The organism is Mumia sp. zg.B21, assembly GCF_019550855.1.
Lineage (GTDB): Bacteria > Actinomycetota > Actinomycetes > Propionibacteriales > Nocardioidaceae > Mumia.
In genome coordinates, this window is record NZ_JAHWCJ010000001.1 from 506,524 (window position 1) to 520,409 (window position 13,886).

The window sequence follows — 13,886 nt, forward strand, 5'->3', positions numbered from 1 at the left end:
TACCGATGCGAACGGGGCGCACCAGACCGGGTCGTCCTCCGTGGACGCGGAAAGGGCGAGCGGGTCGCCGCACGCGCGAGGACATCAGGGGCTTTCACTGACGCGAAGTGCCACCGGCCGCTGCGAGTCTGATGACCCGGCAAGAACCCCGAAATGAAAGATCCGCCATGTCCATCAGCCCCGTCATCGAGGTCGACAAACTGAGCATCACGTACGGCGACTTCACCGCCGTGCGGGATCTCTCGTTCCATGTCCAACACGGTGAGCTCTACGCCCTCCTCGGCACCAACGGAGCCGGCAAGACGTCCACCCTCGAAGTCGTCGAAGGCCACCGCCAGGCCACCGCCGGCAGCGTACGGATCTTCGGCGAACCCCCCACGAACCGTCGTGCAGTACGGCCTCGGATGGGGATCATGCTGCAGGAGAGCGGCTTCTCCCCGGATCTCACGGTGCGGGAGTCGGTGGGTCTCCTCGGCACGCTGAGCGGGAGGCACGACGACGTCGAGCGCGTCCTCGCCATCTCCGGCCTCACCCACAAGGCGGGCACCCAGGTCGCGCAGCTCTCCGGTGGGGAGAAGCGACGCCTCGACTTCGCTACCACCGTCTACGGCGGGCCCGAGCTCGTCATCCTCGACGAGCCGACGACCGGACTGGACATCCAGTCCCGTGATGCACTGTGGGCCGCGGTGGACCGCCTGCGCGAAGAGGGCTCCACGATCGTGCTCACCACCCACTACCTGGAGGAGGCGCAGCAGCGGGCGGACCGCATCGGCGTCATGCACCAGGGGACGTTGCGCAAGGAGGGAACGCTCGTCGAGCTGACCCGGAGTCTCCCGTCGGTCATCAGCTTCATCCTTCCTGCGGGCGCACCCGAGCCGCCGCTCTCCCTCGCCCACGCCGACGGGACGGTGCGCGTCGAGACGTTCGGGCTCCAGGAGGACCTCTATCGGTTGCTGGACTGGGCGCACGACGCCGGGGTGGAGCTGCAGGAGCTGCAGGCTGGTGCCACCCGCCTCGACGACGTCTTCCGTGCCGTCAGCAGCGAAACCACGACACCGACTCTCGAAAGGCCGCAGCATGTTGGCGATCGCGCGTAGTGAGCTGATCCAGATCTTCCGGAACCGGCTGGTCATGGTCACGGGCCTGATCATCCCGTTGGCCGTCGGTGGGCTCTTCGTCTACCGGCACGAGGCATTCGCCGACGGGGCCAGCCTCGGTTACATCGCGGCGATCGTGCTCTTCACGGTGATGGCCTTCGGCCTCTACACCACCGCGGTGACCACCCTGGCTTCGCGGCGACAGAACCTGTTCCTCAAACGGCTGCGTTCCACCGCAGCGAGCGACGCCGAGATCCTGACAGGGCTCGTGCTGCCGATCACCGTCATCGCGCTCGGGCAGACGGTCGCGATCCTGGTCGTCCTCGGGGTGGTGGCCACCGCGCCGGTCGACATCCCGATCCTCGTCGTGGCGATCCTCGCCATCGCCGCCATGATGGTCGGCCTGGCGCTGGCCACGACCGGACTCACGAACTCTCCGGAGCACGCCCAGGTGACGACCCTGCCGGTGAGCCTGGTCGTGATCGCCGTCGCGAGCTGGGTGGGGATCACCGGCCTCGAGGACCTTGCCGTGCTCAAGCGTCTGCTCCCCGGGGGCTCGGCCACCCAGCTGGTCGTCAACGCCTGGGACGGCGGTGTCCCGGTTGTCGAGTCGCTGCCGCTCCTGGCGCCCACGCTGGGCTGGGTCGTCGCTGCCTTCGCGCTGGCATCGCGGTACTTCCGATGGGAGCCGCGCCGATGAGCACACCTCGGGTGCTCGGTGCCCGCTACGTGCTGGGCGAGGTCGTCGGACGCGGCGGGACGGCCGACGTCCACCGAGGACACGATCTCCGCTCGGGCGGCCAGGTCGCCGTAAAGGTGTTCCGTACGCATCTCGCACACGATCCCCTGGTGCTCTCCAGGCTCCGGCGTGAAGCGCGCCTGGTGGCAGGGCTCTGCCACCCCGCGATCGTCGCTCTCCTCGACACCGGATGCGAGGAGGTCGTCGGTGGCGGGGAGGGCAACGTACGCGTCCCGTTCCTCGTCATGGAGTACGTCCCCGGCTGGTCGCTGCGGGATCTGCTCAAGCGCGGTGGCGTCTCGCTCGAGCGGGCGACCCGGTATCAGCTCGGGGTGCTCTCGGCACTGGAGTCCAGCCATCGGGCGGGCGTCGTCCACCGCGACATCAAGCCGGCCAACGTGATGATCACGCCGTCCGGCGCCGTCAAGGTCGTCGACTTCGGGATCGCGCGCGACAGTGGTGATCCGACCGCGACGATCACCCACGACCGGGCGTTCATGGGGACTCCCGTCTACCTCTCGCCGGAGCAGGCCCGCGGCGAGGTCGCGGACGTCCGCAGCGATCTGTACTCGGCGGGTTGCCTGTTCTACGAGATGCTGACCGGGCGGCCGCCCTTCGTCGCGGACGACCCGGTCTCTGTCGCCTACCAGCACGTCCACGAAGAACCACCGCGAATCACCGCCTACGACCACTCGCCGGCGCTCGGCGCCGTACTCGTCAAAGCACTCGCCAAAGCGCGAGAGGACCGTTTCCAGAGCGCCCGGGCGTTCGCGGATGCGCTCCAGTCAGCAGCGAAGGGCCTCATCGGCCACAAGGAAGGGAACGCATCATGGGCTTCATCACCGTCGGCAACGAGAACAGCACCCCGATCGAGCTGCACTACCAGGATCAGGGCACGGGACAGCCTGTCGTCCTCATCCACGGCTATCCGCTGAACGGCGACAGCTGGGAGAAGCAGACCCGCGAGCTGCTCGACCTCGGCTACCGCGTCATCACCTACGACCGTCGTGGGTTCGGCCGGTCCTCCAAGGTCGCCACCGGCTACGACTACGACACCTTCGCTGCCGACCTGAACGCCGTGCTCGAGACGCTCGACCTGCACGAGGTCATCCTGGTCGGGTTCTCGATGGGCACCGGTGAGCTCGCCCGCTACGTGGCGACGTACGGGACCGACCGCGTCGCGAGGCTTGCGTTCCTCGCCTCCCTCGAACCGTTTCTCGTGCAACGCGACGACAACCCCGAAGGCGTCCCGCAGGCGGTGTTCGACCGCATCATGGACGCGGCGAAGGCCGACCGGTACGCCTGGTTCACCCAGTTCTACGGAGACTTCTACAACCTCGACGAGAACCTTGGGTCGCGGATCAGCGAGGAAGTCGTCCGGGCGAGCTGGAACATCGCGGTCGGCAGTGCCCCCGTCGCGGCGTACGCGGTGGTCCCCAGCTGGATCGAGGACTTCCGAGGTGACGTCGCCGCGGTCCGCGACGCTGCTCTGCCGACGTTGATCCTCCACGGCACCGCCGACAACATCCTGCCGATCGATGCCACGGGTCGGCGATTCCGAGACCTTGTTCCGGACGCCGAGTACGTCGAGGTGGAAGGTGCGCCGCACGGTCTGTTGTGGACACATGCCGACGAGGTCAACGCCGCCCTTCGTACCTTCCTCGGCTGAGCGCTCGTGCGGTCACCGATCCCCGACTACCTCGCTGAGGCGCTCTCTCACGTCGTCTCGAACACGTCCGGCGCGCCGGCCGGGTACATCCCCGAGCTCGCCACGGCGGACCCTCGGTGTCTCGCCGCGGTCTTCGCCACCGTCGACGGCGAGGTCTACGGCGCCGGTGATGTCGACGCACCGTTCACCATCCAATCGATCTCCAAGCCGTTCGTCTACGCGCTGGCCCTCGCCGATCGAGGGTTCGACGCGGTCCTGGACAAGGTCGGCGTCGAGCCATCCGGGGAGGCATTCAACGAGATCTCCCTCGAACCCGACTCCGGGCGTCCGCTCAACCCCATGATCAATGCCGGCGCGATCACCGCTCACTCGCTGACCGGAGCCGAAGGAATCGACCCGGCGGGGCGTATGGCGCGCGTGGTCGGCGGACTCTCGGCGTTCGCCGGCCGCCGGCTGGAGACCGACGAGTCGGTATGGGCGTCGGAGATGGAGCACGCGCACCGCAACCTGGCCATCGGGCACATGCTCCGCAGCCACGACATCCTCACCGATGATCCGCACACCGTCGTCGAGGGCTACACCCGCCAGTGCTCCCTGCTGGTCTCTGCCCGCGATCTCGCCGTGATGGCCGCGACGTTGGCCAACGGCGGAGTCAACCCCTGCTCGGGGGAGCGGGTCGTGCCCTCGCCGGTGGTCCGTCAGGTCCTGAGCGTCATGTCCACCTGCGGGATGTACGACGCCGCCGGTGACTGGGCCACCCAGGTCGGCATCCCGGCGAAGAGCGGGGTGGCGGGCGGGCTCATCGGTGCCCTTCCCGGTCAGATCGGCATCGCGACGTTCTCACCCCGGTTGGACCCGCACGGGAACAGCGTGCGCGGGGTGTCGCTGTTCGAACGGTTCTCGTCCGACATGGGCCTGCATCTGATGGAGGTTCCGCCCGCTGCTCGCGCGGTCGTACGGTCCAACCACGTCGTCGGTGCCGGGCAGGATGCGGTCCGGGTTCTCCAGCTTCAGGGCGGGATCCGCTTCGCCGGGGGCGAGAGGGTCGTACGAGAAGCCGTCGAAACCGTACGTGCCGAGTCGAGGGTCGCACTGGACCTCACCATGGTCTCGTCGATCGACGACGTGGCCCGGCGCATGCTGCTGGAGGTTGCGCGGCGGCTCACGCTCGAGGGTCGTCATGTATACCTCGTCGACCCGGACTCGATCCTTCCCGACCCAGACCCTGGAGACGGCGGCCAGGTCGTCGTCGTCGCCGACCTCGACGAGGTCGCCGGGGTCGGCGACGATCGCTGACGCGACCGGTCAGCCCCGGTCGAAGTCGTCGTCGAGAGCGACCTCCCAGGCCTGCTCCACCTGGTCGGCCTCGGCGGCATCCGCGTCGGGGTCGACCTCGTCGACGTCCACCCGGGGCGTGGGATCCAGCTCCGGGTCCGGTGTCAGACGCTCCTCCGGCCCGTCGTCGTCGAGCGGGGCTTCGGTATCGTAGGACTCGCTCTCGAAGTCAGACATGCGCCACCTCCGTCGTCGGATACCTCCGATGGTGCGTCAGCCCCGCCGACAGCACAACTGCCGGCAGGCGTCCGGATTGGGGATGGGTCGCGGCCGCTGATACGCTGGACGTTGCCGTCAGATCGGCCACGGATCCAGAGTGCCCGGGTGAACATGCCCCGGCGCGCCGTGCAACGACCAAAGGAGACCGCGTGAGCGCGACCAAGACGTACACCCCTGCCGAGATCAAGGACGTCGACCGCAAGGACATCATCGCGGAGTTCGCGACGACCGAGGGCGACACCGGTTCTCCGGAGGTCCAGGTCGCTCTCCTGACGGCGCGCATCGCGCACCTGACGGAGCACCTCAAGACGCACAAGCACGACCACCACAGCCGGCGCGGCCTGCTGCTGATGGTCGGCCAGCGTCGCCGCCTCCTGAACTACCTCCAGAAGAACGACATCGCCCGCTACCGAAGCCTCATCGAGCGCCTCGGCCTGCGCCGTTGATCATGAGACGAGCGGCCCCTCCGCCAAGGACGGGCCGCTCGTCTCATCGTTCCTGACCACAACTCCACATCGCACGACCGCAAGCAGACGGAGCAGCACACGGGGCGACGCTCGGTCCTCGGTAGTGGCCCGCGGATGGCGCTGTACGACACCTCGTACGCCGCACTTCGCGGACCTCGATCGAAGACCGGCGCCCCCGGGGCCGATGGCGCACCCAGACGGTGCGCACGCCCGCTCGCGTGACTGCTCCGCGAGACGCACGCGCAGGATGCGCGTGAGAAAGGGGTACCCATGACGGGACCCGAGATCCACTCCACCACTGCTGTCATCGACAACGGCCGCTTCGGCAAGCGGGAGATCCGCTTCGAGACCGGTGTGCTGGCTCGCCAGGCCGGCGGTGCTGTCACCGCCTTCCTCGACGACGACACGATGCTGCTGTCGACGACGACCGCTGGGAAGCACCCGAAGGACCACTTCGACTTCTTCCCGCTCACGGTCGACGTCGAGGAGCGCATGTACGCCGCTGGTCGCATCCCCGGCTCGTTCTTCCGGCGTGAGGGACGGCCGAGCGAGGACGCGATCCTCACCTGCCGCCTCATCGACCGCCCGCTGCGCCCGACCTTCAAGAAGGGTCTGCGCAACGAGGTGCAGGTCGTCATCACCGTGATGGCACTCAACCCCGACGTCGCCTACGACGTCCTCGCGATCAACGCCGCGTCGGCTTCGACGCAGATCTCGGGCCTGCCGTTCTCCGGCCCCATCGGTGGCGTGCGGGTCGCGCTCATCGACGGCCAGTGGGTCGCGTTCCCGAAGCACTCCGAGCTCGAGAACGCCGTGTTCGACATGGTCGTCGCGGGCCGCATCGCCGGTGACGACGTCGCGATCATGATGGTCGAGGCCGAGTCGACCGAGGTCACGTGGGAGCTCGTCCGCGGCGGCGCCACCGCGCCGACCGAGGAGATCGTGGCCGAGGGCCTCGAGGCTTCCAAGCCGTTCATCCGCACGCTGTGCGAGGCGCAGGCCGCGCTCGCCGCGTCGGCAGCCAAGCCGGTGCAGGAGTTCCCGGTCTTCCTCGACTACCAGGACGACGCCTACGACGCGGTCGAGGCGGCTGCCTCCGAGGACCTGCGTCAGGCGCTCACCATCGCCGGCAAGGCGGAGCGCGAGGAGCGTCTCGACGCCATCAAGGCCGACGTCCTCGACAAGCTCGGCGAGCAGTTCGAGGGTCGCGAGAAGGAGCTCGGCGCGGCTGTCCGTGCGGTCACCAAGAAGCTCGTCCGCCAGCGCGTGCTCACCGACAAGATCCGCATCGACGGTCGCGGACTCGCCGACATCCGTACGCTGCACGCCGAGGTCGGCACGATCCCGCGCGTCCACGGCTCGGCGCTGTTCGAGCGCGGCGAGACGCAGATCCTCGGCGTCACGACGCTCAACATGCTGACGATGGAGCAGAAGCTCGACACGCTCTCGCCCGAGCGCGCCCGTCGCTACCTGCACAACTACAACTTCCCGCCGTACTCGACCGGTGAGACCGGTCGTGTCGGTTCGCCGAAGCGGCGCGAGGTCGGTCACGGCGCCCTCGCCGGCCGTGCGCTCATGCCGGTGCTGCCGGCTCGCGAGGAGTTCCCCTACGCGATCCGTCAGGTCTCCGAGGCGCTCAGCTCCAACGGCTCCACCTCGATGGGCTCGGTCTGCGCCTCGACGATGGCGCTGCTCAACGCCGGTGTGCCGCTGCGCGCCCCGGTCGCGGGCATCGCGATGGGTCTGATCTCGGGCGAGGTCGACGGCAAGACGGAGTTCGTCACGCTGACCGACATCCTCGGCGCCGAGGATGCCTACGGCGACATGGACTTCAAGGTCGCCGGCACGCGCGAGTTCGTCACCGCCCTGCAGCTCGACACCAAGCTCGACGGGATCCCGGCGTCGGTGCTCGCAGGTGCGCTGACCCAGGCTCGCGACGCGCGGTTCACGATCCTCGACGTCATGAACGAGGCCATCTCGACTCCGGACGAGATGTCGCTCTACGCGCCGCGGATCATCACGATCCACATCCCGGTCGACAAGATCGGTGAGGTGATCGGCCCCAAGGGCAAGGTCATCAACCAGATCCAGGACGACACGGGTGCGCAGATCACGCTCGAGGACGACGGCACCGTCTACGTCGGCGCAGAGTCGGGCGAGGCAGCAGAGGCCGCCCGTGCGGCGATCAACGCCATCGCCAACCCGACGATGCCCGAGATCGGCGAGCGCTACCTCGGCACGGTCGTCAAGACGACCAACTTCGGCGCGTTCGTCTCGCTGATGCCGGGCAAGGACGGCCTGCTGCACATCAGCAAGCTGCGTGACCTCAACGACGGCAAGCGTGTCGAGAACGTCGACGACGTCGTCAAGGTCGGCCAGAAGGTCATGGTCTCCATCGCCGAGATCGACGACCGCGGCAAGCTGTCGCTGATCCCCGTCGTGGAGGGCTCGTCCGCGGACGAGGCTCCCGCCGAGGGCGCGGACACCGCCGCGAAGGCCGACAGCGCTTCGTGACCGTCCTGCTCGACCCGGACCAGAGCCCGGGCACCACACGCACCCTCCTGACCGAAGGCGGACTCGTCCGCCGGACGGTCCTCAAGGGTGGGCTGCGTGTGGTGACCGAGGCCATGCCGGGCGTGCGGACGGCCACCATCGGCATCTGGGTCGGGGTCGGGTCTCGCGACGAGGCCCCGACCCTGTCCGGTGCGTCGCACTTCCTGGAGCACCTGCTCTTCAAGGGGACGAGCACGCGCTCGGCCCTGGACATCTCCGCCGCCCTCGACGCGGTCGGTGGAGAGATGAACGCCTTCACCGGCAAGGAGTACACGTGCTACCACGCACGCGTCCTCGACGACGATCTGCCGCTGGCCGTCGACGTGCTCGCCGACATGGTGACCGACTCGCTCATCACCACCGAGGACGTCGAGGCTGAGCGCGACGTCATCCTCGAAGAGATCGCCATGAACGAGGACGACCCGGACGACGTCGTCCACAACCTGGCGACGTCGCTCGCCTGGGGACCCACGCCGCTCGGTCGCCCGGTCGCCGGTGACCCCGGCACGATCCGCGAGCTGACACGCCCGCAGATCCTGCGTTACTACCGCCGCCGCTACGTGCCGTCGGCGATGGTGGTCTCCGTCGCCGGCAACGTCGACCACGAGCGGGTCGTCGAGCAGGTCGCGCAGGCGTTCGGCCGGGTGCTCGCCATCGCCGGTGACGCCGGTCCCGCCGCCGTCCGCAGGGGCGGCGGCCGTACGCGGTTCCGGCGCGCTCGCGGCCTCGTGGCCCGGCCGACCGAGCAGGCCAACGTCGTCGCGGCGCTGCCCGGCGTGCAGCGCGGAGACGACCGCCGGCACGCTCTCGGCGTGGTCAACGCGGTGCTCGGAGGGGGCATGTCCTCCCGCCTGTTCCAAGAGATCCGCGAGAAGCGCGGCCTCGCGTACTCGGTCTACTCGTTCGGCGCCAGCTATGCCGACGCCGGCATGCTCGGCGTCTACGCGGGGTGCGCGCCGGGCAAGCTCGGCGACGTGCTCAAGGTCGTCCGCGACGAGCTCGGCACGTTCGCCGAGCGCGGACCGACCGCCGAGGAGCTCGGGCGCGGCAAGGGACAGCTCAAGGGGAGCGTGGTGCTCGGGCTCGAGGACCCCGCCTCGCGGATGAGCCGCATCGCCAAGGCCGACCTCCTCCACGGCGAGCTGGCCGGCATCGACGACCTGCTCGCCAGCATCGACGCCGTGACGCTCGACGACGCGCGCGAGGTGGCCCGGATGTTCGCCGGCAAACCCGCCCTCGCGGTGGTCGGCCCGTTCGAGTCGCTGGACGACCTGGACTGACCTGGCGTGGCCACCGCAGCGTCAGGCGTGCCCTGCTACCAGCTGCGTACCCGCCCGACCGCGACGCGCAGCGTGGTCGAGTAGGACTCCGCGAAGGACTCCGCCGTGGAGCCGAGCCCGGAGATCTGGTTGCCGTACTTGCCGGTGTAGGCGGCCCACGTCTCGTCCGGCATGGTCTCCTCGATGGTCGCCGTCCCGTTGAGGACGACGACGTCGTTGCCTGCGCGGTCGCTGTTGAGGTTGAGCGCGACGTGCGGATTGGCGGCGAGGTGCGCGATCTTGGCGCCCTCGGGCCGGCTCCGGATCCACAGCGCGCCGTCGTGCCAGACGAACCAGACGGGTGTGGGTGTCGGCTCCCCGGCCGCGTTCACGGTCGTCAGCCAGACGACGAGGTCCTCGGCCAGGCGTTCGGCGACCGCGGCGGGGATCGTGGGAGCGACGCTCATGGTTCACCGTAACGCGAAGGGGACCCGCGGGTGCGGCGCAAGACCAGCCACGGTTCGATGGACCCATGGACGAGGTCACCGATCAACCGCCGGTCTGGGCCACTCCCGTCGACGAGGTCCTGGAGCGCCTGGGGACGTCGCGTGACGGGCTGACCGACGCCGAGGCCGAACGCCGGCTCGCCGACGTGGGTCCCAACCGTCTGCCGCCGCCCGAGCCGACCCCGTGGTGGAAGCGGGTGGTCGCTCAGTTCGAGGACACGTTGATCTACATCCTCCTGGCGTCCGCGGCAGCGAAGGCCGTCCTGGAGGACTGGGTCGACTTCACGGTGATCCTGGCGGTCGCGGTCATCAACGCCGCGATCGGCCTGATCCAGGAAGGCCGGGCCGAGAAGGCATTGGCCGGCATCCGCACGATGCTGAGCGTGCAGGCCGACGTACGCCGTGACGGTGGCTGGCGTCGTGTGGACGCCGAAGCGCTCGCCCCCGGCGACGTCGTACGCCTCCGGGGCGGCGACAAGGTCCCCGCCGACCTGCGGCTCCTGGCGGCCTCGAACCTCCAGGTCGAGGAGTCCGCGCTCACCGGCGAGTCCGTGCCCTCCAGCAAGGACGTCGACGTCGTGGCCGCGGATGCAGGGGTGGGGGACCGCGCCGACATGGTCTTCTCCGGGACGCTCGTGACGCAGGGGAGCGGGCTCGGGGTCGTGACGGCGACCGGTCAGAGCACCGAGGTCGGCAGGATCCAGACCCTCGTCGACGAGGTCGAGCCGCTCGAGACCCCGCTGAGTCGCCAGCTCGACGCGTTCGGCAAGGCGTTGGCGCTCCTGATCGCCGTGATGGCGGTCGTGATGGTGCTCGTCGGCCGCCTCGTGCACGACTTCGACATCCCCGAGCTCGTGTCGGCGACGATCGGGTTCGCGGTCGCGGCCGTCCCGGAGGGTCTCCCCGCGCTGGTCACCATCATCCTCGCCCTCGGCGTCCAGCAGATGGCGCGGGAGCGGGCGATCACCCGCAAGCTTCCGGCCGTCGAGGCGCTCGGCTCGGTGACGACGATCTGCTCCGACAAGACCGGCACGCTCACCAAGAACGAGATGACGGCCCGCACCGTGGTGACGCGCGCGGCGGCGTACGAGGTCACCGGCATCGGGTACGCCCCGGACGGCGAGATCCGTGACGGCGGCGCGCCCGTGCGGTGCGAGGAACGCCCCGACCTCGCCGAGCTGGTGACCGTGATGGCGCGCTGCAACGACGCCGTCGTTCGCCGCGACGGGGACGACTGGACGCTCGTCGGGGTCCCGACGGACGGTGCGCTGCGGACGCTGGCTCTCAAGGCGTCCTTCGACGACCCGGGCGGCAGGCGCCTCGACGTGGTGCCCTTCGACTCCCAGACCAAGTACATGGCGACGCTCGACCGAGCGGCTGACGGCAGTCTGCAGGTGTCGGTCAAGGGTGCACCCGACCGCATCCTGGACCGCTGTGGCTCCCAGCGTGGCGCTGACGGGTCGACCGAGCCCCTGGACCGCGAGTGGTGGTCGGAGCGGATCGAGGACCTGGGCAGCCAAGGTCTGCGGGTCCTGGCTGCGGCGGTCGGCGCGCCTCGGCCCGGCGAGGAGGCCCTGAGCGACGAGGACGTCAGCCAGGGCTTGGAGATGGTCGGCCTGGTCGGGATCGTCGACCCGCCACGCCCGGAGGCCGTCGCCGCGATCGAGAAGTGCCACCGTGCCGGGATCCGGGTCAAGATGATCACCGGTGACCACGCGGGTACGGCGCTCGCCATCGGGCGCGAGATGGGCATCGTGGAGGGTGAGGGGGTCGGTGTCCTGACCGGCGCCGAGCTCGAGGCGATGAGCACCACGCAGCTGCGGGAGGCCGTGCTGGAGGTCGACATCTATGCGCGGACGAGCCCGGAGCACAAGATCCGGATCGTCTCCGCCCTCCAGCACCACCGCGAGGTCGTCGCCATGACCGGTGACGGTGTCAACGACGCCCCTGCGCTCACCCAGGCCGACGTCGGGGTGGCGATGGGGATCAAGGGGACGGAGGCGACGAAGGAGGCGGCCGACGTCGTCCTGGCCGACGACAACTTCGCGACCATCGAGAAGGCGGTCGAGGAGGGCCGGCGGATCTACGACAACGTCCGCAAGTCGGTGCTGTTCCTCCTGCCGACCAACGGGGCGCAGGCCCTCGTGATGCTGGTGGCCGTCGTCTTCGGCATGACCCTGCCTCTCGAGCCGGTGCAGGTCCTGTGGATCAACATGGTGACCGCCGTGACCCTGTCGTTGGCCCTCGCCTACGAGAAGGCGGAGCCCGGGATCATGGACCGGCGTCCGCGCGACCCGGGTGCCTCGGTCGTCGACCTCGCCTACGGCTGGCGGATCGCGGTCGTGTCGGTCCTCATCGGCGGAGCAGCGCTGCTCGTGTTCACCACCACCTACGACGCCGGGCTGTCGCTGGACGAGGCCAGGACGGCGGCCGTCACGATGTTGGCTCTCGGCCAGCTCGCGTACCTGTTCAACAGCCGCTACCTCGACGCCTCGAGCCTGACGACGAGGGCGCTGCGCGGAAACCCCGCGGTCTGGATCTCCTCCGCGGCGATGGTCCTCGCCCAGATCGGCTTCGTCTATCTGCCGTTCATGAACACCTGGTTCGAGTCGGCACCGATCGGTCTCGACGTGTGGGGCTACACCGCGGCGCTGGCGATCGCGGTGTTCCTCCTCGTGGAGGTCGGCAAGGCGGTGGACCGCTGGCGAGGCGTCCATGGTGAGATCGGCGGATGATCCCCTCCTACGACGACGCGGTCGCGCTGGACGCGGCCGACCCGCTGTCGCGCTTCCGTGAGGAGTTCCTCCTCGCCGAGGACCCGGTCGCCTACCTCGACGGCAACTCGCTCGGTCGACCACCGCGGCGGACCCTCCAGCGCGTGGAGGACGTCCTGCACCGCCAGTGGGGCGAGCGCCTGATCCGGAGCTGGGAGGAGGGGTGGCTGGAGCTTCCTGAGCAGGTCGGCGACCGCCTGGCGGCGGCGTGCCTCGGGGCCGCCCCCGGACAGACCGTGATCGCCGAGTCGACGTCGGTCAACCTCTTCAAGGTGCTCCACGCCGGCTGCGACCTGAGGCCGGACCGCGACGAGATCGTCGCCGCAGACGTGGACTTCCCCACCGACCGCTATCTCGTCGACTCCGTGGCGGCCTCGCGCGGGATGACCGTGCGATGGCTGTCCCCCGACGTGGTCGAGGGTGTCACCGAGGACGAGCTGCGAGCGGTGCTCTCCGACCGTACGGCGCTGGTGGTGCTGAGCCACGTCGACTACCGCTCGGGCGCGCTCCTCGACCTGCCGGCGACCACGGCGCTGGTCCACGAGGTCGGCGCGCTGGCGATCTGGGACCTGTGTCACTCCGCGGGCGTCGTCCCGATCGAGCTGGACGAGGCGGGGGTGGACCTGGCCGTCGGTTGCACGTACAAGTACCTCAATGCCGGACCGGGCGCGCCTGCCTTCCTCTACGTCGCGCAGCGGCACCTGGGGACCGTGCGGCAGCCGATCACCGGGTGGTGGAGCACCGCGGACCGCTTCGCGATGGGACCGACGTACGATCCCGACCGGTCGATCCGGGCGATGCTGTCCGGCACCGCGTACGTCCCTGGCATCGCCGCCGTCGACGCGTCGGTCTCGCTGGTCGCCGAGGCGGGGATCGACGCTCTCCGCACGAAGGCGGTCGCCCTCACGCAGATGTGCGTCGAGCTCGCCGACGCGTGGCTCGTCCCGCACGGCTTCGTCGTCGCGTCACCACGTGACCCGGCGCGGCGCGGGGCCCATGTCACGGTGCAGGGTCCCCAGGCTCGTGAGGTCGCTGCCTCGATGTACGCGGCCGCCGTCATCCCGGACTTCCGGAACCCCGACATGATCAGGCTCGGTCTCTCGCCGCTCACCACCTCCTACGCCGAGCTCTGGACGGCGATGGACATCACCCGCGAGATCGTCGAGGCCCTCTGAGCGGTCGGAGCCACCCCGCTCGGTGGCGTAGTCTGGAGTCACCGGTTCGACGAGCTCGCCCCCGAGCACGCCGCCGGCCGACCGAGAGCTGGT

General features: G+C 69.5%; 12 protein-coding genes. 10 read left to right on the forward strand and 2 right to left on the reverse strand.

The window, feature by feature from the left end:
- Positions 1 to 167: 167 nt before the first annotated feature.
- From KV100_RS02565 to KV100_RS02585, 5 genes are read left to right on the forward strand one after another with little or no spacing between them, the layout of a single operon-like run.
- Positions 168 to 1,097 carry an ABC transporter ATP-binding protein gene (locus KV100_RS02565; protein ID WP_220341336.1) on the forward strand — a complete coding sequence of 310 codons (930 nt, stop codon included), beginning with the start codon at positions 168 to 170 and terminating at the stop codon, positions 1,095 to 1,097.
- Entirely contained in the window at positions 1,078 to 1,797 is a 720-nt protein-coding gene (locus KV100_RS02570; RefSeq protein WP_220341337.1) for an ABC transporter permease, read from the forward strand. Before KV100_RS02565 ends, KV100_RS02570 begins: the two co-directional genes overlap by 20 nt.
- Positions 1,794 to 2,771, forward strand: coding sequence for a protein kinase (locus KV100_RS02575; protein ID WP_220341338.1), 978 nt, complete (start codon positions 1,794 to 1,796; stop codon positions 2,769 to 2,771). The genes KV100_RS02570 and KV100_RS02575 overlap by 4 nt, the downstream gene beginning before the upstream one ends.
- Positions 2,666 to 3,505, forward strand: coding sequence for an alpha/beta fold hydrolase (locus KV100_RS02580; RefSeq protein ID WP_220341339.1), 840 nt, complete (start codon positions 2,666 to 2,668; stop codon positions 3,503 to 3,505). Before KV100_RS02575 ends, KV100_RS02580 begins: the two co-directional genes overlap by 106 nt.
- A gap of 6 nt (positions 3,506 to 3,511) precedes the next feature.
- A complete protein-coding gene (locus KV100_RS02585) occupies positions 3,512 to 4,801 on the forward strand; it encodes a glutaminase (protein WP_220341340.1) in 1,290 nt (429 codons plus the stop codon).
- A 9-nt stretch (positions 4,802 to 4,810) separates the two neighbouring features.
- Here the strand turns inward: KV100_RS02585 and KV100_RS02590 are convergent, their stop codons facing one another.
- Complete coding sequence (locus KV100_RS02590; protein ID WP_220341341.1) at positions 4,811 to 5,017, reverse strand: hypothetical protein; 207 nt, start codon at positions 5,015 to 5,017, stop codon at positions 4,811 to 4,813.
- A gap of 224 nt (positions 5,018 to 5,241) precedes the next feature.
- On the opposite strand from KV100_RS02590, the gene rpsO reads away from it, so the two are divergent.
- The 3 genes from rpsO to KV100_RS02605 all read left to right on the forward strand — a co-directional run bounded on the left by rpsO (position 5,242) and on the right by KV100_RS02605 (position 9,359).
- Positions 5,242 to 5,505, forward strand: coding sequence for a 30S ribosomal protein S15 (rpsO, locus tag KV100_RS02595; RefSeq protein ID WP_220342470.1), 264 nt, complete (start codon positions 5,242 to 5,244; stop codon positions 5,503 to 5,505).
- A 291-nt stretch (positions 5,506 to 5,796) separates the two neighbouring features.
- Entirely contained in the window at positions 5,797 to 8,040 is a 2,244-nt protein-coding gene (locus KV100_RS02600; RefSeq protein WP_220341342.1) for a polyribonucleotide nucleotidyltransferase, read from the forward strand.
- Complete coding sequence (locus tag KV100_RS02605) at positions 8,037 to 9,359, forward strand: pitrilysin family protein (protein WP_220341343.1); 1,323 nt, start codon at positions 8,037 to 8,039, stop codon at positions 9,357 to 9,359. Before KV100_RS02600 ends, KV100_RS02605 begins: the two co-directional genes overlap by 4 nt.
- A gap of 35 nt (positions 9,360 to 9,394) precedes the next feature.
- Here the strand turns inward: KV100_RS02605 and KV100_RS02610 are convergent, their stop codons facing one another.
- Complete coding sequence (locus tag KV100_RS02610) at positions 9,395 to 9,805, reverse strand: TIGR03667 family PPOX class F420-dependent oxidoreductase (protein WP_220341344.1); 411 nt, start codon at positions 9,803 to 9,805, stop codon at positions 9,395 to 9,397.
- A 65-nt stretch (positions 9,806 to 9,870) separates the two neighbouring features.
- Between KV100_RS02610 and KV100_RS02615 the strand changes: the two genes are divergently transcribed.
- Entirely contained in the window at positions 9,871 to 12,579 is a 2,709-nt protein-coding gene (locus KV100_RS02615) for an HAD-IC family P-type ATPase (protein ID WP_220341345.1), read from the forward strand.
- The gene (gene kynU / locus KV100_RS02620; RefSeq protein WP_220341346.1) at positions 12,576 to 13,793 is read left to right on the forward strand and encodes a kynureninase; all 1,218 of its coding nucleotides are present in this window, start codon (positions 12,576 to 12,578) and stop codon (positions 13,791 to 13,793) included. Before KV100_RS02615 ends, kynU begins: the two co-directional genes overlap by 4 nt.
- Positions 13,794 to 13,886: the final 93 nt, after the last annotated feature.